The following is a 17,867-nucleotide window of genomic DNA, read 5'->3' as shown; positions in this document are numbered from 1 at the left end:
AGTATTCAGGACATGATCCAACGCTACACCGAAGCAGAGCTGGCAATCCTTCAGGGTAAGTCCATCGTTTTCAACGGTCAGCAGATGACAATGGAAAACCTGAGCGAGATCCGCAAAGGTCGCCAGGAATGGGAGCGAAAATTAGCTACGGCCAATGCGACTAATAGTGGTCGAAGTGGATTCAAACTGGCGAGGTTCTCGCGATGAGTTCACTCGACAATCTGATCGGTTTGTTCTCTCCTGGCTGGAAGGCCGATAGGCTCAAGTCCCGCATGATGATCCAGGCTTACGAGGCGGTATTACCCACTCGTACACACCGGGCAAAACGGGAAAATCGTTCGGCTAATCAGCTTACTCAATTTGGCGGACGCTCTCTGCGAGAGCAGGCCCGCTGGCTCGACTGTAACCATGATTTGGTTATAGGGCTGCTCGACAAGCTCGAAGAGCGCATTGTGGGAGCAAAGGGGATCATCGTTGAACCTCAGCCATTACTGAAAAACGGAGGGCTTGCCAACGCGCTGGCTGCTGATATTCGTGCCAAATGGGCTGAGTGGTCAGTTTCACCTGAGGTAACGGGGCAATTTACACGTCCGGTACTCGAACGTCTGATGGCACGAACCTGGTTACGTGACGGGGAGGTTTTTGCGCAGCTCGTGAGTGGCACCGGAAATGGCCTGGAGCCGGTTGCAGGTATTCCATTCTGGCTGGAAGCGCTGGAGCCTGATTTTGTGCCGATGGAGCGTAGCGAACCGGCTAACAAATTATGCCAGGGTGTCTATCTCAATGACTGGGGCAGACCAACCCGGTACCTGGTCTACAAAAACCTGCCAGCCGAAGGTATGAAGCAGGGCGACACCAAAGATATTGGTGCTGACAAAATGTTGCACCTTAAATTCATGCGCCGTCTGCATCAAATCCGTGGAAATTCATTGCTCGCTGGTGTGCTGATGCGCCTTTCCGCACTCAAAGAATATGAGGATGCGGAATTAACCGCTGCTCGCATTGCTGCTGCGCTGGGCATGTTCATCAAAAAAGGGGATGGGCAGTCCTACCCGGACGATGAAGTCGGCTCACGTGAACTGAACATTGAGCCGGGCATGCTGTTTGATGATCTTCGCCCCGGCGAAGATATCGGGATGATTAAATCAGACCGGCCAAATCCTAACCTTGAAACCTTCCGTAATGGTCAATTGCGTGCGGTTGCTGCGGGTTCTCGCGGCAGCTTTTCCAGTATCGCCCGTAATTATGATGGCACCTACAGCGCCCAGCGACAGGAGCTGGTGGAGTCCACGGAAGGGTATTTCATTCTGCAGGATGCCTTCATTGCCGCTGTGACCCGTCCGATGTACCGCGCCTGGCTGAGTATGGCAATTGCTTCGGGGCAAATCACCGTCCCGGCTGGTGTGGATAAAGAATCGCTCTACAGCGCGGTATTCTCCGGTCCGGTAATGCCATGGATTGACCCCGTTAAAGAGGCTAATGCCTGGAAAATACTGCTACGCGGTGGGGCTGCAACAGAAAGTGAATGGGTTCGTGCCCGTGGGGCGAACCCGGATGATGTGAAACGACGCCGTAAAGCGGAAATCGATGAAAACCGTAAACAGGGGCTGGTGTTCGATACCGACCCGGCTAATGACAAAGGAGCCACCAGTGGCCAGGAAGAAAAACCGGGTAATGAACCGCCCGAAAGCCAGCGCAAAAAATAGCTGGTTCCGGATGCAGGCGCAGGAAGGTAACTCCGCCGACATCTATATCTACGATGAAATCGGCTACTGGGGTGTGACGGCAAAACAGTTCGTGGCCAACCTCAAAGCACTGGGTGATATCACTCATATCAACCTTCACATTAACTCCCCTGGTGGCGATGTCTTTGATGGCATCGCCATTTTTAATGCCCTGAAACACCATGGCGCATCGATTACCGCTTATATCGACGGTCTGGCCGCATCGATGGCGTCGGTCATCGCCATGGTAGGCAATCCGGTCATCATGCCGGAAAACACCATGATGATGATCCACAAGCCGTGGGGCTTCACGGGTGGTGACGCGAACGACATGCGTGATTACGCCGACTTGCTGGATAAGCTCGAGGGCGTCCTTATCCCTGCCTATATGGCAAAAACCGGAAAGTCTCAGGAAGAGATTGCCGCCATGCTGGAGGACGAAACCTGGTTATCCGGTGCTGAATGTCTGGCGCTGGGTTTTGCCGACGAAGTTACTCCATCCCTTCAGGCCATGGCCTGTATTCAGTCAAAACGTATCGAGGAATTCGAGAAGATGCCACGCACAATCCGCAACATGATCACACCACCACGTAATACAGCACAGCGTGACCCGCAGCCAACTATCACCCAGCCGGTGACCACCGCACCGGAGAACGCCAACGCAACTGACATTCGCCAGCAGGTGATTGCCGAGCAGAAGGCCCGCGTAAACAATATCCAGGATTTGTTCGCTATGTTCGGCGGTAAACACCAGGAACTTCAGGCTCAGTGTGTGGCTGATGTTGAATGTTCGGTTGAGCAGGCGAAAGATAAGCTGCTGGCAGAGCTGGGTAAAAGCGCGACGCCTTCCAACAAGTCGACGCAGACTCAAACCCAGGCACATGTGTACGCTGGCAACGGTAATTTTGTCGGCGATGGTATTCGTCAGGCACTGATGGCGCGTGCAGGTTATGAAGACATGCAGCGTGATAACGTCTACAACGGCACAACTATGCGTGAGATGGCGCGTATGTCACTGACAGAGCGCGGTTTTGGTGTGGCTTCCTATAACCCAATGCAGATGATCGGTTTTTCACTCACGCACAGCACCTCCGATTTCGGCAATATCCTGCTTGATGTGGCGAATAAATCCCTGTTGCAGGGCTGGGAGGAAGCGGATGAATCCTTTGAGCTGTGGACTAAAAAAGGCCAGTTGTCTGACTTTAAAACGGCACACCGCGTCGGCCTGGGCGGCTTCCCATCTTTGCGTAAGGTGCGCGAAGGGGCTGAGTACAAATACGTCACTACTGGCGACAAAGGCGAAACTATTGCGCTGGCGACTTACGGTGAAATTTTCTCCGTTACCCGCCAGGCGATTATTAACGACGACCTGAACCAGTTAACCGATGTGCCGATGAAGATGGGCCGCGCAGCTAAAGGAACCATCGGCGATCTGGTTTATGCGGTTCTGATTGACAATGAAAAACTTTCCGATGGTAAAACCCTGTTCCATGCAGATCACAAAAACATGGCTACTGGTGCGATCAGCACAACCAGTCTGGATGGCGGTCGCAAGTTAATGCGCACTCAGAAAGAAGGGACTCGCGCACTTAACATTCGTCCAGCTTATGTGCTTGTTCCGGTTGCTCTGGAAACCCTCGCTAACCAGACGATTAAGTCTGCCAGCGTGAAAGGCGCTGATGTTAATTCCGGTATTAATAACCCAATCCAGAACTTTGCCGAGGTTATTTCCGAAGCGCGTCTGGATGATGTTGATTCGGCTGCATGGTACCTGGCTGCTGCAAAAGGTTCGGACACCATCGAAGTGGCGTATCTGAACGGTGTTGATACGCCATACATCGACCAGTTGGAAGGCTTCACCACTGACGGTATCGCCACGAAAGTGCGCATCGATGCAGGTGTGGCGCCACTGGATTATCGTGGCCTGGTAAAATCCTCCGGTAAGTAATCATTACCCCCTCCAGTGCCCCGAAAGGGCTTTTTTTATATCTGAAAAACGGCTCCTGAGCGGGGCCGTGGAGAAATCTCATGAAAAATTACCTTCAGGATGGTCACACCATCACGATTAAGAACACCGGGACCGACGCCATTCTTAGTGGCACGCCTGTTCCTGTGGGCGATTTGCTGGCAGTAGCCATAGCAGATATTCCAGCGGGTGAGTCGGGTGAAGGGGTGACCAGCGGCGTCGTCAAGTTGCCTAAGCTTGCCAGTGACAACATCCCTCAGGGCAAAGCACTCAACATCAAAGATGGAAAAGTCCAGATTGATGGAACTGGCGCCACGCCTGCGGGTAAAGCGTGGGAGGCGGCGGCAGCGAACACGACCACGGTTGCCGTTCGTCTGAATGGCTAGTCCGTTAGCCCAGTTTACCGCCCGCATGGATGCGGCCACGGTAACCGTTATGGGAGAGCCGGTACTGATTAATGGCGAGCCCACCCGCGCTATTGAAAGCCAGTTTGATGCCGAAATGGGGCCGTTGGCAGGTGAGGGGCTGTCGCTGGTGGTGTTCTCCACCACACTGAAACCCCGCAAAGGAGATGAAGTTGTCTGGCAGGAGAAAACGTACAAGGTGACCCGCCAGAAAACCTTTAACGGTAAACCCCAAATCTGGCTCGAGTAGGAGGCATTATGTCGATCAAGGGACTGGAGCAGGCCATTGCCAACCTCGACAGCATCAGCAAGACCGCCGTACCCCGCGCATCCTCGCAGGCGATCAACCGTATCGCTACTCGAGCAATCAGCCGTAGTACCCGCGAAGTAGCAAATGAAACAAAGGTCCAGCGCAAGCTGGTAAACCAACGCGCCAGATTAAAGAAAGCCACGGTGCGTAAACCTCAAGCCACCATCAGGGTGAATCGCGGTAATTTACCCGCCATCAAGTTAGGTACCGCAAGTGTCCGTTTGTCGCGTCGTAAGCGGGATAAGCATGGTGTGCGTAGTGAGTTACGCGTGGGGAAATTCCGTTTTCCGGGGGCATTCATCCAGCAGCTCAGTAACGGTCGCTGGCATGTTCTGCAACGAACAACGGCGGCACGTTATCCCCTGAAGGTCGTCAGCATTCCGATGGCTGAGCCTTTAACCACTGCGTTTAAAGCGCAGAGTACAAAGCTCACCGAAACTGACCTGCCCAGAGAAATGGCTGTAGCACTCCGTAAGCAACTCAGACTGGTACTGATTAAATGAAACATCCGCAAATACGCGCGGCGATCCTTACTGCGCTCAAAAAAGGGATCACAGAGTCGGTTACCTGGTTTGATGGTCGTCCTGCGGTGCTCGACCCCGAAGACCTTCCCGCGCTGGCTGTCTACTTAACCGATGCGCAATCATCGGAAGATTCCATCGATGAGGATATGTGGAACGCAACCCTGCATATCGAGGTTTTCCTGAAAGCTTCCGAAACTGACTCTGCTCTGGATGAGTGGATGGAAAGTCGCGTTTATCCCAGCTTAAGCAATATTCCCGACCTGAATACTCTTATCGAAACCATGGCAGCACAGGGCTACGACTACCAGCGCGATGATGAAATGGCGACCTGGGGCTCAGCTGACATGAAATATTCTCTCTCTTATACAATGTGAGGCTTTTATGCCAACCCCTAACCCTCTTTTACCCGTCAAGGGTGCAGGTACCACACTCTGGATTTATACCGGTACTGGCGATGCGTACGCCAACCCGACCAGTGATACCGACTGGACCCGAACGGCAAAGATTAAAGATATTACGCCTGGCGAGCTGACGGCTGAATCGTACGACGACACCTACATTGATGACGAGGATGCCGACTGGGCAAACACGGCTCAGGGTGAGAAATCAGCGGGCGAAGCCAGTTTTACTCTGGCATGGAAACCTGGTGAAAGTGGGCAGCAAGGTCTGGTGGACTGGTTCTACGCCGGTGATGTTCGCGCCTACAAAATCAAGTACCCGAACGGCACCGTTGATGTGTTCAAAGGTTGGGTGAGCAGCCTGGGTAAAACTATCCCGGCGAAAGAAGTTATCACTCGTTCGGTGAAAATCAGTAACAACGGTAAACCATCGCTGGCTGAAGAAACCCGCGCACCTGTTGTGGCAGTAACCGGCGTTACGCTCGATAAAACCACCTCAACTGTTGCTGTCGGCGCAACTGACACCGTTAACGTTACGGTCAATCCAGTTGGCGCTACGGATAAAACCTTCCGTGTTTCCAGTTCTGACCCAACCAAAGCGACGGTCGCAGTCAATGGTGATGTGTTAACGATCACCGGTAAAGCGACTGGCTCGGCTGAAATCATCGTGATGACCAATGATGGTTTGTTCGTCGGCATCGATAAAGTCACCATTTCCTGATTGAAGGGGCTGCGGCCCCTGTTTCCTGGAGTCCCCCATGTTTCTGAAATCAGAACCGTTTGAATTTAACGGTCATACCGTCACGCTTTACGAACTCTCAGCGCTTCATCGTCTTCAACATCTGCAGCACATTGCAGATGAGGAGAAAAAATCCCTGAAGGTTTGGACGGTGATGAACTCTATCGTCTTTTAATTGCCCGTAATATTCGCCTTGGTGGCCGTGTGGTCGCCATGTCGCTCTGGCAGGCTGATACTTCCGGGCCTGATGTAGAAGCCCTGTATCAGCAGGTCATGTCAGGCTGGCCGGTTGAAATGGTTGGTGCTGCGGATCTCAAGGTTAAAGAGTTGTCAGATATGATCCCGCCAGTGCCAGAAGCGTCGACCGGGGGTGAAAGTCAGGCGGAGCAGGAAGACATTACAGCGGAAAAGCTTACGCCGGTGAGCTGAATTTTGTCATGAAGCTGGCGAGGGAATTTAACCGTCCGGACTGGCGCAACATGCTCGCCGGCATGTCATCTACTGAGTTTGCCGAGTGGGGTCGTTTTTACAGCTATCAGTATTTTCAAACTGATCAGCTCGATACCCACTTTTCCCGCTTGAGCCATCTTGTCGTGTCAATGCTCTGCAAGGATACCGACGCCACCCCTCGTGATTTTAGTCTTCTTAATCCGCCTGTTGAAATACCAGCACCTGGTGAGATGGATGACGACACCATCATGTCAGTTGCTGAAAGTTTAGGAGGTATGCGCTATGGCCCAGGCAGTGGGTGATCTGATTGTCGATCTTGACCTGGACGCTGCAAAATTTCAGGAACAGGTTGAGCGAGTCAAAAAGTCGTTTGGTGTTACGGGAAAGGCAGCGAATGATGCCGCTCTTCAGGTGCAGCAATCATTCTCTAAGCAGGAAATTGCGGCGAAGAAAGCAGGCTTGTCTGTTGGTCAGTACAGCAACGCCATGCGCATGCTACCTGCACAGTTTACCGATGTGGCCACGCAGCTGGCTGGGGGCAAAGCCCCTGGCTGATCCTGCTCCAGCAGGGTGGGCAGGTCAAAGATATGTTTGGCGGTATCAGACCGATGTTTTCGGCGTTACTGAGTACCGTTTCCCCTGCAGCTTTGGGAATTGGTGCTCTTGCTGCGGCAACCGGAACGTTGGCTTATTCGTTCTATCAGGGTTCCGCCACCCTTTCTAATTTCAATAAAACGCTGGTCCTGTCGGGCAATGCTGCCGGGTTAACAGCGCTGCGCATGCAGAGCATTGCCGAAGCGGGTGAAAAGTCTGGCTTAACCTTCAATCAGACCAGCGAGGCACTGACCGCACTGGTCAATTCGGGTGTGCGTGCCGGAGCGAACTTTGAAGACCTTGCTGTCTCCGTCGCGAAATTTACTGACGCTTCCGGATTGCCGGTTGAAAAGGTGGCTGAAGCTTTTGGCAAGTTAACGAATGATCCCGCGTCCGGCCTGTTGGCCATGGCGCAACAGTTTCATAATGTCACTGCCGAACAGGTTGCTCATGTTGCCGCGCTCCAGCGTGTTGGCGATGCCGCAGGGGCGTTACAGGCGGCAAATGAGGTTGCTACTGCTGGTTTTAATGAGCAGAGCAAATCTATCCGCGACAATATGGGAACAATTGAATCAGCAGCTGATTCACTGTCCAACGCGTTTAAATCGATGTGGGATGCGGCGCTGGATGTCGGGCGTCCGGATACTTCCGAGCAGATGCTGAAGAAAGCGCAGGATGCTTTCGATAAAGCCGACAAAATCTGGAGCCTGCGTAAGAACGATCCGTTCGTTAAAGATGATGCCCGCGCAAGTTACTGGACAGACAGAGAACAGGCTCGCGTGGCGCTCGATATGGCGCAACAGCAAGCCCGTAATTCCCAGTTGGGCCTGGAAAATTCGAAGCGTGAAGCGAACGCAGAAGCCGATAAGCTGAAATACGCTCAGCAGGCACAGGCGAATTACACCAAATCACAGTCTGCGATTGAGAAGTACACCGCACGCCAGAACGAACTGAATAAAGCGCTTAAAGAAGGGCGAATCGTTCAGGCTGACTACAACGTCAACATGGCTGCCGCCAAAAAAGAGTACGAGGATTCGTTAAAGAAACCCGCGAAAACCCGCACACCTGGCGGCACTAAACTGACCGATACCACCAATGCGCAAACACTTGAGCTTCAGACTCAGCTTGAGGTTCTCGGTAAGCATTCCGGTATCAACGACAAAATCAGCCAGCAGCGCCAGGAGTTATGGAAGCAGCAGGCAAAGTTTACCATCCTCGAGCAGGCATCCCGAACCCGCACGCTCAGTGATGATGAAAAGTCTTTGCTGGCCAACAAAGATAAGGTATTGGCGCAGGCTGAGATAAACGCCGGTCTTGGTGATCAAATTGTTATCCAGGAAAGGCTTAATCGCCTCCAGGATGCTTCGCAGAAATATGTCACGCAGATGGGGGAGAAGACCAAAGCGTTAACTGAAAGCGCGGGGCAGAGTAGCCGCGCCACCCAGCGTCGTCTTGAGGAAGCTCAGTTATTGCAGGGTTGGAAAAATGCAGGCGGCTCCGAGAATGATCAGGGTTACCAGAATGAGCTTGCGGCACTAAAAAAATATTATGGCGAACAGGATACGCTGCGTAACAACTGGGAGGCTGGCGCCAAAACCGCGTGGGCGGATTATGCGGATTCTGCTGGAGATGCTTACGGTCAGATGAAGTCGGTCGCTTCGGCAACATTTGACGGTTTGGGCAAAGGGTTATCAGACATGTTGATGACCGGGAAATCGAATTTTGGCGACTTCACAAAATCGATTCTGGGTATGTTGAGCCAGATCCTCGTTAAACAAGCTATGGTCGGGATGGTTGATTCTGCCACCACGGCTATGGGTTGGGCTGACGGTGGTTACACAGGTTCTGGTGGGAAATATGACCCTGCCGGCGTTGTCCATCGTGGGGAGTTTGTTTTCACCAAAGAGGCAACCAGCAGAATAGGCGTTGGGAATCTTTATCAGATGATGCGCGGGTATGCATCAGGTGGTTACGTTGGAGGCGGCGGTGGGACGAGGTCATCTTTGGTTGCTGGTGTATCAGTTTATGCACCTGTTTCTGTGCAAACTGGAAATGGTCAGACTCAATCCAATAGCAATAATGATGCGTTAGGGCGGGCATATCAGCAGACCGTTGATTCGAGTATCCAGGAAGGAATTCGGAAGGCATTGCGCCCGGGTGGGATAATATGGAGTGCGCAACAGAAGCGGTAGTTGCTTTCATTCACCCCCTGGTTAGTATGTGCAAAACATATTAATCAAAGGGATAACGATGAAAGTTTTAATTCTGGCACTTACTTTGATTGGTTTAGCTGGATGTTCTTCTACAGTAACTCCGCCCAGCCAAGCTAAATTAGCACCTTCTGAACGATTATTTAAATTTCAAGATCCCACTAAAGAGAAGGCTAGCCTGACAATCATTCGTGACCGCGGATTTGGTGGGGCGGGTTGTTTCGCATCTGTTTATATTGATGGTGAGGTAGCCGCGAAACTTGATCCAGGTGAGAAGGCAACCTTCTATGTTAAAACTGGCGAAAGTGTAGTTGGTGCGGGTCTTGAGGGGCGAGGACTCTGTGGTGCCAGCGGAGAACGACAGGAACGCTACATTAGCTTAAGACCCGAAGAGCACAAATATCTCAGAGTGTTTACCAGTGCTGATGGTGATATGGATATTCGACCCACAACTCTCAATTAAACAATTATCTAACCACCTTCGGGTGGTTTTTTTATGGGCGGTTTATGGCAATAGAAACTTTCAACTGGCCTGTTCAGACTGCTACACAGCCTACGCTCGATGTAAAAGACCGAATCCGCAAAGCTCAATTTGGTGATGGCTATGAGCAAGTAACGGGCGATGGGTTGAACCCCTCGCAATTTTCCTTTCCTTATTCTTTTACTGGGAAAGCAGCGCGAGCGATGGAAATCTACAACTTCCTTTCTCGTCATAAAACAAAGGCTTTTATTTTCACGCCACCATACGGAGAGAAGGGGCTTTATCGGGTTGCAGCTGATTCCCTGAAGCGAGCCGTGAAAGGCAAGACACTGTTAATTGTTACAGCAACATTTGAACAGGCATTCGCACCATGATTAATAATGATGTTCAGAAACTTGAACCAGGTAATACAATCCGGCTCGTTGAAATAGATGGCTCAGCCTTTGGTGCGGGCCATTTTTATTTTCACGCTAATACTATTCCTCATACGCCTGAAGAAATTGATGCTGCTGGTGGCGATGAAGACAAGCTATCCGCGAAATCCGTCTGGTTCGGTGGTCTGGAATACAGCGCCTGGCCGTTTGAAATTACGGGCCTGGACACCTCCAGTGACGGTCAGACTGCGGAGCCGTCACTAAAGGTTGCAAACATCGATGGTGTGGCGACTGCGATGTGCCTTCGGTTCGATGATATGGCCCAGGCGAAAGTCTCAGTTCTCGATACCTTTACGCACTATCTCGATGCCAAAAACTTCCCCGAAGGTAATCCAACAGCAGATCCGCAGCAGGTAAAAAAGCAGGTTTGGTATATCGACAGCAAGACAAATGAAGACGATGAGGTTGTTGAGTTTAAGCTATCCAGCCCTATGGATTTGCAGGGGCTGCTGATACCGACACGGCAAATTACGGCCAGTTGCTGCTGGGCAAATCGCAATCAGTACCGTTCTGGTGATGGCTGCTCTTATAACGGTCCTCGTATGTTCGATCTGAAGGGGAACGCTGTTCCCGATCCGTCACAGGATAAATGTTCTGGCCTGATGGTGGATTGCAAAGCTCGCTTTGGCGCTGACAACCCGCTCGATTTTGGAGGTTTCCCCGGCGCAAACCTCCTGAGGAGATAGCTATGCGTGAAACAACACTGCAGACCATTATGGCGCATGCTGCGGCCGCATATCCTGCCGAATGCTGTGGTCTGGTTATCCAGAAGGGCCGGGTGGAACACTATGTTCCCTGCAAGAACATTACTCCGGTGCCAACGGAACAATTTGAATTATGCCCTGAGGATTACGCGGCAGCGGAAGATCGTGGAACCATAATTGCGATAGTGCACAGTCACCCAGGTGATGGCGCGACCACACAGCCGAGTGAGCTGGATATGCTTCAGTGTGATGCGCATGGTGTGCCATGGATTATTGCTTCATGGCCGGAAGGCGACATTCGTACCATTTACCCTCGGGTTGAACGTGAACTGGTTGGTCGCGGTTTTGTGCTCGGCCATGCTGACTGCTGGTCACTGATTATGGACTGGCACAGGCGACAGGGCGTTGAGCTTAAAAACTACAGCGTGGAGCGCCCATGGTGGGAGTCCGGAGAGGAAAATCTTTATCTCGATAACTGGTACGCGGAGGGTTTTCGCGAAGTTGATGATCCCCGCCCAGGAGATATGGTTCTGATGCAGGTTTCCGCACCGGTGGTGAATCATGCGGGCATTCTCCTTGAAGATAATCAGCTGCTTCATCACCTCTACGGGCAACTCTCCTGCAAAACACCCTATGGCGGTTACTGGCGTGAACGAACCGCCCTCATTGTCAGACACAAGGATTTACCATGAATCAGTATAAAACTGTTTTGCTGAGTGGAAGCCTGGCGGCACTGTTTGGTCGTGCGCACCGGCTGGTTATCGATACGCCAGCGGAAGCGTGCCGCGCTCTGTCTGTCACCATCCCCGGATTTGAAACGTTTATGCAAAACGCTCATCTTAAAGGGCTTCGCTTTGCCGTCTTCAAAGGCAGACACAACATCACTAAAGAAGAGCTGAAGCATAACAGCGGCGATGAAGTGATCCGCATTGTACCGGTGATAGCCGGGAGCAAGCGGGCTGGAGTTTTGCAAACTGTTCTTGGGGCGGTACTGGTAGTTGCCGGCGTGCTTATTGGATATTTCTCCGCGGGCACAATGTCTGCATTTGGTTACGGAATGGCGAAGTTTGGAGCGGCCATGATGATTGGCGGTGTCGCTCAGATGCTTTCACCGCAGGCAAAAGGGCTCGCCTCCCGCCAGGACCCGGACAATATGCCGTCCTACGCTTTCGGAGGCCCGGTAAATACTGTCGCCATGGGTAACCCGGTTGGTGTGGCTTACGGTCTACGTGAGCGTGGCGGGGCCATTATCTCTGCGGGTATTTATACCGACGATTATCAGTAATAACTTCCTTTCACTACAGGGTCGCTCAGGCGGCCCTTTTTTGTGGGCGCAATATGGTAAATATTCAGGGGCGCAAAGGCGGGGGCGGTAATGCGCAATCCCCAAAAGAATCGCCAGATTCACTGCATTCTGTTGCTACCGCCAAAATACTACTGGCACTGGGCGAAGGGGAATGTGCGGGCGGACTCACAGATAAAGATATCTATCTCGATGGTACGCCAGTTCGGGCGCAGGACGGGACACTGAATTTTCCCGGTGTGACGTGGGAGTATCGCCCCGGCACTCAGGCGCAGGAATATATCCAGGGTATTCCCTCAGTTGAAAATGAAATCTCGATCAACACGCCGCTAAAGCAAACCCAGCCGTGGACCCGAGCCATCAGCAATACGCAGCTTTCTGCGCTGCGTATTCGTCTTGGCCTTCCCGCGCTGCAAAAGCAGAAAGATAACGGTGACGTTGTTGGCTCCCGGGTTGAGTACAAAATTGAACTGGCCACCGATGGTGGTGCATACCAGATTGTCGTGAACGGTGCCTTCGATGGCAAAACGACTTCGCTTTATGAGCGCTCACACCGCATTGACCTGCCAAAAGCCACCACTGGCTGGCAGGTTCGCGTTACCCGCATTACTGCTGATTCCGTTTCCAATCGAATTGCTGATGCGACAAATATCGAAGCGTACGCTGAAGTCATTGATGCAAAACTTCGCTACCCGAATACTGAGCTGCTGTTCGTTACATTTGATGCAAAGCAGTTCAGCAATATTCCACAAATCAGCGTTAAAGCACCGGGGCGGCTCATCCGCGTGCCGACAGCATATGATGCTGATTCACGCACCTATAGTGGTACATGGGATGGCTCGTTCAAATGGGCATATTCCAATAACCCAGCGTGGGTGTTTTACGACATGGTCCTCAATCCTCGCTTTGGCCTGGGTGACCGTCTTGATGCGACTCAGGTCGACAAATGGGAGCTCTACCGCATTGCGCAGTATTGCGATCAGCTAGTTCCCGATGGCCTTGGCGGGAGTGGTACCGAACCGCGTTTCCTCTGTGACGTGTACATTCAGAGCCAGAACGAAGCGTTCAACGTACTACGCGACCTGGCGAGTATCTTTCGCGGTATGACGTACTGGGCCAATAATCAGCTTTTTGCCCTGGCTGACCAGCCACGCGACATGACTTATGTTTTCACCCGGGCAAATGTCATCGGTGGGAAATTTGTTTATGCCGGTGGCAGCGAGCGTAACCGCTATTCGACAGCAATGGTGTCCTGGTCCAACCCCGACAATCATTATGCTGATGAAGTGGAAGGCGTGTTTGAACAGGACCTGATTCGTCGTTACAAAGTGCGTCAGACTGAAATTACCGCCATTGGCTGCACCCGCAGGACCGAGGCAAATCGTCGTGGTCGCTGGACACTACTGACGAACGCCAAAGACCGTCTTGTGACATTTTCCACCGGGATGGAAGGGATGATCCCATTGCCTGGGTATATTATCGGCGTGGCTGATCAGAACCTGTCTGGCAAGGTGATGGGTGGACGTATCAGCGCAGTAAATGGGCGGGTTATTACGCTAGACCGTGTTGCTGATGCGAAATCGGGGAGCCGCCTGATAATCAACTTACCCTCCGGTAAATCTCAGGCGCGTACGATTCAGTCGGTCACTGATAAGCAGGTCACCGTCACCACGGCTTACAGTGAAACGCCGGAAGTACAGTCGGTGTGGGTTGTGGATGCTGATGATCTGTTTATCCAGCAGTATCGGGTGACGGGTGTCACTGATAATGACGATGGCACATTTACCATCGCGGCCATAAACCATAATCCTGATAAATATGCTGCCATCGATACCGGCGCACGCCTTGATGAGCGACCAATATCTGCCATTCCTCCGGGCGTTCAGGCACCCCCGGCAGCGGTCACTATTACCAGCTACAGCCGGGTGGTACAGAACATCAGCGTTGAAACGCTGCGTGTGAACTGGGACGCGGTACCGAATGCCATTGCGTACGAATGCGAGTGGCGAAAAGATAATGGCGACTGGGTAAATGCGCCGCGCACCAGTTCGCTGGGATTTGAAGTCCCGGGCATCTATTCAGGGCGGTACACTGCGCGCGTACGTGCAATTAACTCAAGCGATATCAGCTCTATCTGGACGGTAAGTCCTGAAGTAGAACTGAAAGGGAAAGTCGGTTTACCCCCTAAACCGTTGGGCTTATCAGCAACCGATGATGTGGTCTTTGGCATCAACATTTCCTGGGGATTCCCGGCAGATACGGGGGATACACTAAACACGGAGCTACAGTACAGCGCGGCCTCAGATGGTTCGGCTGCAATGCTCCTCGCTGATGTCCCTTACCCGCAGCGTATCTACCAGCAAGCAGGCTTGAAGGCTGGCATAGTCTTCTGGTACCGGGCGCGTCTTGTTGATCGTATTGGTAATAATAGCGACTGGACTGAATGGGTAAGGGGAATGTCGAACGCTAACGCTGATGATTACCTGGGCGATATCGCTAAAGACTTCCTCACCGCCGAAGATGGCGAACGGCTCTCCAGCCAGATTGATACCAACATTGAAGGCTTGTTGCAGAACGCACTGAACAACAACTCTTCGGTTGACCATCAGTTCAAAATGCAGGGAGAGATTCGCGCGGATGTTCTGACGGTGAAAACCACCGTTGCCGACCTCGATAAAGCGTTCGCGGAGCAGACCACCCTGGTATCGGCTCAGTTCCAGACAGTTGGCAATCAGTTGATATCTAACATGAATGGACTTGATGCTGTTGGTAAGCAACTGGTGACGAATACTGCTGCGCTCGAGCAGAAAATGACATCCGTGTTTAGCAGCTCTGGCGGGTCAGCAATTTACAGCATGAAAGCAGGCGTGAATCTGAATGGCAATTACTATGACGCCGGGATGACTATCGCTGTATTAGCGCCATCCGGTCAGCCGGTTACCACGCGTATTGGTTTTAATGCCAATCAGTTTGTTGTCACCAGTGGCAGCGGTGGTAATGCTTATTCACCGTTTGCGATCGTTAACGGCCAGGTGTTTATCAGCGATGCATTTATTCGGGATGCCAGTATTGATAATACCAAGATTGGGAGTTTCATTCAGTCCAATGACTATGTTGCGGGTAGCTCTGGCTGGCGGCTGGATAAAGTGGGCACTTTCGAGAACTATGGCAGTGATGGTGCAGGGGCAAGAAAATCGACAAATGTTACCGACAGCGTAAGGGATGCGAATGGCGTGTTGCGCTGCCAATGGGGAAAACTGACGGGGGTATTCTAATGGCATGGGGCCTTCAGACATGGGATGCGAACGGCAAACCGAACAATTACGGGGTTAAGCCGGTCTCTGTGGTGGGGAGTATACCGCTCGCGATGGGCCAGAACACCGGCAGTTGGTCTTATACAGTGCCAGCAGGGATGAAGGTGGGCTTCGCCGTATCGCTCGATGAGGGTGGAAGTACTGTCGGGCGCAGGATTGCTGCTTCGGGGAATACGATAACGATCACTGCCGCCTCTAATACCGGAGTGGGGAACTACCCGGCATCAAAGTGTGAGTTGATTGTTTTCATGGAGAAGGCGTGATGGATGATTTCGGCGCAATGTTCCTTATGGAAAACGGTCAGCCGTTTGTCACCCCTCAGTCGACGCCATTTTGCCTGTACGGTAAATATGAGTTTAATTCGGTGGCAAACGGCACCGCTCAACACGTAGAGCGGAATATTGCTATAGACGCCAATTACCCGGTCATGGTGTTCGTTAAAACGACGAATACTGCACAACCGACACCTGTGATTGCATACCGTATTGGGGGGAATATCTATATTGCAGGTGATAATCCATATGGGCAGTCATTCACACTGACAGCATATGTTTTTGCGGTATTCCCGCAGACGTTGCCGCCATGGGGTTTCGCAATCTGGGATGCGACCGGGAAACTCGTGCTCACGAACGAGTCACGTGTGTTAACTGATCTACAAACCGTCGGCACGCCGGGAGATAATGGCGGGATTAATATCGACCAGACGCTGCAGGGGTCATATGCTGTAGCGCCTTGTATATTAGGCTCGTCAACATGGCAGGTCACTAATAGCTCTGCAGGTCAGCCAATAATCATAAATATCACCGCTTATGCGGGGGCGAGATTTGATGGAACAAACACACGTATTAATGCCGCAGGGAACCGAATCGGGCAAGGAAGTCCTGTATATGGTACCAATACAGGAATGGCAATAACGGCAATAAATACTGCGGCGTATGATTAATTAATTGTTTTAAGTTATTGGGCAGCACCCGACGCACAACGAATACCAACCCTGCTACGGCGGGGTTTTTTATTGCCAGAATTCAGGAGAGAACCATGCCAGCAGGCACTATCACCCTAACCAATAATTCTACCGCTGTTACCGGCACCGGTACCGCGTTCCCGACTGAGCTCAAAGCTAATGATTTCCTTGTCGCCATAGTGGGCGGCACAACCTATACGCTTGGCGTGAAGTCTGTCGAATCGGCTACAGCACTGACACTGACCACTGCTTACGGCGGCCCGACAACGGGCGGCCTTGCCTGGACACCGATACCAAATGGCACGCTGGTCGGGATTACTGCACAGATTGCCGCAGATACAGCGCGCGCCATACGTGGGCTGAATTACGACAAACAGAACTGGCAGCAGGTCTACAGTGTCAGTGGGAATATCACTGTCACACTACCGGATGGTTCAAGTTATACCGGACCATCATGGAATGGCATTGCGTCGGCACTTTCAGGAAAAGCAGATAAGTCCAGTCTGGGCTCATCTGCAACAAAAGACGCGGGAACAAATAGCGGTAATGTCATGCCTGTTGGTGCCTTTGGGTTGGGCGCACAGGTTAACATCTTGCCGTCATGGGCTTCACCACAAAATGAAACGCAGTTTATACGCGTCCCGCAAGAGGGTTCTCCTTTCGGCAACGTCGATGGTGCAGGTATTTCATTTTCACTTGGCATCTATGGGGCTCAGATTGTCTTACCAATCGTAGGCGAAAGAATTCAGATGAGGAGTTGGCTGCCCTCAGGGTTTTCGAATGGCGTTGAATTCTGGAGTACAGGGAATACTACAGTAGATGCATCGGGCTTCTTAAAGCGGTCCTCTCCAGTCGTGAAGGTTTTTTCAGATGGCACGTATGAAACGAATGGTGAATCCGAAGGAGTAATCGTTACCCGACAGTCCTGTGGTGAGTATCTGATTCAAGGCTGTGTAGGGCTAAACAGTGATGCCGGTTGGGGAGGGATTGATGGCGGTTTTGAAATCCCACTAGACCGCAATAAACAGCCACGAATTTGGCTTGATTATGAAGTCGATGCTGATGGTTCAATCCTTGTTAAAACCTATCATCGGACGTATCACGATGCACCTGTGTTCGCCCGGAATAAGATTGATGGCTTTGCTGATGGTGACCCGATTGATATTCCATCGGACCAGTTCGTTTCTGTGCGTGTTGAAATGCCACAAGGCAGCATTTTCAACCAGAAACAGGCAGCGGCTCAGAAGGCGATGGAAGAGGCTGAGCGCGCAGCGACGGAACAGCAAGAGGGACGGGCTGACTCAAATCTAGAAAATTTACACAACGCTTAATCCCTTCATCAGTAAAG

At 51.9% G+C, this 17,867-nt stretch carries 20 protein-coding genes and 1 pseudogene; all 21 read left to right on the top strand.

Annotated features, from left to right (window positions below; all coding sequences use genetic code 11):
- Positions 1-12: 12 nt before the first annotated feature.
- Positions 13-207: a hypothetical protein gene (locus AC0IXI_RS14850; RefSeq protein ID WP_471683234.1), complete on the top strand. Its 195-nt coding sequence runs from the start codon at positions 13-15 to the stop codon at positions 205-207.
- The gene (locus AC0IXI_RS14845) at positions 204-1,706 is read left to right on the top strand and encodes a phage portal protein (protein WP_471682692.1); all 1,503 of its coding nucleotides are present in this window, start codon (positions 204-206) and stop codon (positions 1,704-1,706) included. The genes AC0IXI_RS14850 and AC0IXI_RS14845 overlap by 4 nt, the downstream gene beginning before the upstream one ends.
- Positions 1,675-3,672: a ClpP-like prohead protease/major capsid protein fusion protein gene (locus AC0IXI_RS14840; protein WP_471683233.1), complete on the top strand. Its 1,998-nt coding sequence runs from the start codon at positions 1,675-1,677 to the stop codon at positions 3,670-3,672. The genes AC0IXI_RS14845 and AC0IXI_RS14840 overlap by 32 nt, the downstream gene beginning before the upstream one ends.
- An 80-nt stretch (positions 3,673-3,752) precedes the next feature.
- Positions 3,753-4,076 (top strand): DUF2190 family protein, encoded by a 324-nt coding sequence (locus AC0IXI_RS14835; RefSeq protein WP_471682691.1) that lies wholly within the window; start codon positions 3,753-3,755, stop codon positions 4,074-4,076.
- Positions 4,069-4,344: an ATP-binding protein gene (locus tag AC0IXI_RS14830; protein ID WP_471682690.1), complete on the top strand. Its 276-nt coding sequence runs from the start codon at positions 4,069-4,071 to the stop codon at positions 4,342-4,344. Before AC0IXI_RS14835 ends, AC0IXI_RS14830 begins: the two co-directional genes overlap by 8 nt.
- Positions 4,345-4,352: 8 nt before the next feature.
- Positions 4,353-4,907 (top strand): phage tail protein, encoded by a 555-nt coding sequence (locus AC0IXI_RS14825; protein ID WP_471682689.1) that lies wholly within the window; start codon positions 4,353-4,355, stop codon positions 4,905-4,907.
- Complete coding sequence (gpU, locus tag AC0IXI_RS14820; protein WP_471682688.1) at positions 4,904-5,302, top strand: phage tail terminator protein; 399 nt, start codon at positions 4,904-4,906, stop codon at positions 5,300-5,302. Before AC0IXI_RS14825 ends, gpU begins: the two co-directional genes overlap by 4 nt.
- 7 nt (positions 5,303-5,309) lie before the next feature.
- Complete coding sequence (locus AC0IXI_RS14815; protein ID WP_134183299.1) at positions 5,310-6,047, top strand: phage tail protein; 738 nt, start codon at positions 5,310-5,312, stop codon at positions 6,045-6,047.
- Positions 6,048-6,084: 37 nt separating this feature from the next.
- Positions 6,085-6,240 (top strand): phage minor tail protein domain-containing protein, encoded by a 156-nt coding sequence (locus AC0IXI_RS14810; RefSeq protein WP_471682687.1) that lies wholly within the window; start codon positions 6,085-6,087, stop codon positions 6,238-6,240.
- Positions 6,210-6,494 carry a phage minor tail protein domain-containing protein gene (locus AC0IXI_RS14805; protein ID WP_471682686.1) on the top strand — a complete coding sequence of 95 codons (285 nt, stop codon included), beginning with the start codon at positions 6,210-6,212 and terminating at the stop codon, positions 6,492-6,494. The genes AC0IXI_RS14810 and AC0IXI_RS14805 overlap by 31 nt, the downstream gene beginning before the upstream one ends.
- 8 nt (positions 6,495-6,502) lie before the next feature.
- Positions 6,503-6,817, top strand: coding sequence for a phage tail assembly protein T (locus AC0IXI_RS14800; protein ID WP_471682685.1), 315 nt, complete (start codon positions 6,503-6,505; stop codon positions 6,815-6,817).
- Positions 6,798-9,301 (top strand): annotated as a pseudogene (locus AC0IXI_RS14795) (phage tail tape measure protein). The gene AC0IXI_RS14800 and the pseudogene AC0IXI_RS14795 overlap by 20 nt, the downstream one beginning before the upstream one ends.
- 58 nt (positions 9,302-9,359) lie before the next feature.
- Complete coding sequence (locus AC0IXI_RS14790; RefSeq protein ID WP_471682684.1) at positions 9,360-9,782, top strand: hypothetical protein; 423 nt, start codon at positions 9,360-9,362, stop codon at positions 9,780-9,782.
- A gap of 44 nt (positions 9,783-9,826) precedes the next feature.
- A complete protein-coding gene (locus AC0IXI_RS14785; protein ID WP_134183291.1) occupies positions 9,827-10,174 on the top strand; it encodes a phage tail protein in 348 nt (115 codons plus the stop codon).
- Positions 10,171-10,920: a phage minor tail protein L gene (locus AC0IXI_RS14780; protein ID WP_471682683.1), complete on the top strand. Its 750-nt coding sequence runs from the start codon at positions 10,171-10,173 to the stop codon at positions 10,918-10,920. The genes AC0IXI_RS14785 and AC0IXI_RS14780 overlap by 4 nt, the downstream gene beginning before the upstream one ends.
- Before the next feature lie 2 nt (positions 10,921-10,922).
- Positions 10,923-11,630: a C40 family peptidase gene (locus AC0IXI_RS14775; protein ID WP_471682682.1), complete on the top strand. Its 708-nt coding sequence runs from the start codon at positions 10,923-10,925 to the stop codon at positions 11,628-11,630.
- Positions 11,627-12,223, top strand: coding sequence for a tail assembly protein (locus AC0IXI_RS14770; RefSeq protein ID WP_471682681.1), 597 nt, complete (start codon positions 11,627-11,629; stop codon positions 12,221-12,223). The genes AC0IXI_RS14775 and AC0IXI_RS14770 overlap by 4 nt, the downstream gene beginning before the upstream one ends.
- A gap of 53 nt (positions 12,224-12,276) precedes the next feature.
- Entirely contained in the window at positions 12,277-15,516 is a 3,240-nt protein-coding gene (locus AC0IXI_RS14765) for a TipJ family phage tail tip protein (RefSeq protein ID WP_471682680.1), read from the top strand.
- Positions 15,516-15,818 carry a hypothetical protein gene (locus AC0IXI_RS14760; protein ID WP_471682081.1) on the top strand — a complete coding sequence of 101 codons (303 nt, stop codon included), beginning with the start codon at positions 15,516-15,518 and terminating at the stop codon, positions 15,816-15,818. Before AC0IXI_RS14765 ends, AC0IXI_RS14760 begins: the two co-directional genes overlap by 1 nt.
- Positions 15,818-16,498 carry a hypothetical protein gene (locus AC0IXI_RS14755; RefSeq protein WP_471682082.1) on the top strand — a complete coding sequence of 227 codons (681 nt, stop codon included), beginning with the start codon at positions 15,818-15,820 and terminating at the stop codon, positions 16,496-16,498. Before AC0IXI_RS14760 ends, AC0IXI_RS14755 begins: the two co-directional genes overlap by 1 nt.
- A 95-nt stretch (positions 16,499-16,593) precedes the next feature.
- Complete coding sequence (locus AC0IXI_RS14750; protein WP_471682679.1) at positions 16,594-17,850, top strand: phage tail fiber protein; 1,257 nt, start codon at positions 16,594-16,596, stop codon at positions 17,848-17,850.
- Positions 17,851-17,867 lie beyond the last annotated feature (17 nt).

This window comes from Buttiauxella sp. AC038, from assembly GCF_979253565.1.
Note: the sequence above shows the minus strand (reverse complement) of the source record. Positions and strands in the feature narration are given on the sequence as shown.

Bases quoted from the DNA above. Each gene is read 5' to 3' on its own strand.
- AC0IXI_RS14850 (WP_471683234.1), top strand. From the start codon at position 13: ATGATCCAACGCTACACCGAAGCAGAGCTGGCAATCCTTCAGGGTAAG.
- AC0IXI_RS14845 (WP_471682692.1), top strand. From the start codon at position 204: ATGAGTTCACTCGACAATCTGATCGGTTTGTTCTCTCCTGGCTGGAAG.
- AC0IXI_RS14840 (WP_471683233.1), top strand. From the start codon at position 1,675: ATGAACCGCCCGAAAGCCAGCGCAAAAAATAGCTGGTTCCGGATGCAG.
- AC0IXI_RS14835 (WP_471682691.1), top strand. From the start codon at position 3,753: ATGAAAAATTACCTTCAGGATGGTCACACCATCACGATTAAGAACACC.
- AC0IXI_RS14830 (WP_471682690.1), top strand. From the start codon at position 4,069: ATGGCTAGTCCGTTAGCCCAGTTTACCGCCCGCATGGATGCGGCCACG.
- AC0IXI_RS14825 (WP_471682689.1), top strand. From the start codon at position 4,353: ATGTCGATCAAGGGACTGGAGCAGGCCATTGCCAACCTCGACAGCATC.
- gpU (WP_471682688.1), top strand. From the start codon at position 4,904: ATGAAACATCCGCAAATACGCGCGGCGATCCTTACTGCGCTCAAAAAA.
- AC0IXI_RS14815 (WP_134183299.1), top strand. From the start codon at position 5,310: ATGCCAACCCCTAACCCTCTTTTACCCGTCAAGGGTGCAGGTACCACA.
- AC0IXI_RS14810 (WP_471682687.1), top strand. From the start codon at position 6,085: ATGTTTCTGAAATCAGAACCGTTTGAATTTAACGGTCATACCGTCACG.
- AC0IXI_RS14800 (WP_471682685.1), top strand. From the start codon at position 6,503: ATGAAGCTGGCGAGGGAATTTAACCGTCCGGACTGGCGCAACATGCTC.
- AC0IXI_RS14790 (WP_471682684.1), top strand. From the start codon at position 9,360: ATGAAAGTTTTAATTCTGGCACTTACTTTGATTGGTTTAGCTGGATGT.
- AC0IXI_RS14785 (WP_134183291.1), top strand. From the start codon at position 9,827: ATGGCAATAGAAACTTTCAACTGGCCTGTTCAGACTGCTACACAGCCT.
- AC0IXI_RS14780 (WP_471682683.1), top strand. From the start codon at position 10,171: ATGATTAATAATGATGTTCAGAAACTTGAACCAGGTAATACAATCCGG.
- AC0IXI_RS14775 (WP_471682682.1), top strand. From the start codon at position 10,923: ATGCGTGAAACAACACTGCAGACCATTATGGCGCATGCTGCGGCCGCA.
- AC0IXI_RS14770 (WP_471682681.1), top strand. From the start codon at position 11,627: ATGAATCAGTATAAAACTGTTTTGCTGAGTGGAAGCCTGGCGGCACTG.
- AC0IXI_RS14765 (WP_471682680.1), top strand. From the start codon at position 12,277: ATGGTAAATATTCAGGGGCGCAAAGGCGGGGGCGGTAATGCGCAATCC.
- AC0IXI_RS14760 (WP_471682081.1), top strand. From the start codon at position 15,516: ATGGCATGGGGCCTTCAGACATGGGATGCGAACGGCAAACCGAACAAT.
- AC0IXI_RS14755 (WP_471682082.1), top strand. From the start codon at position 15,818: ATGGATGATTTCGGCGCAATGTTCCTTATGGAAAACGGTCAGCCGTTT.
- AC0IXI_RS14750 (WP_471682679.1), top strand. From the start codon at position 16,594: ATGCCAGCAGGCACTATCACCCTAACCAATAATTCTACCGCTGTTACC.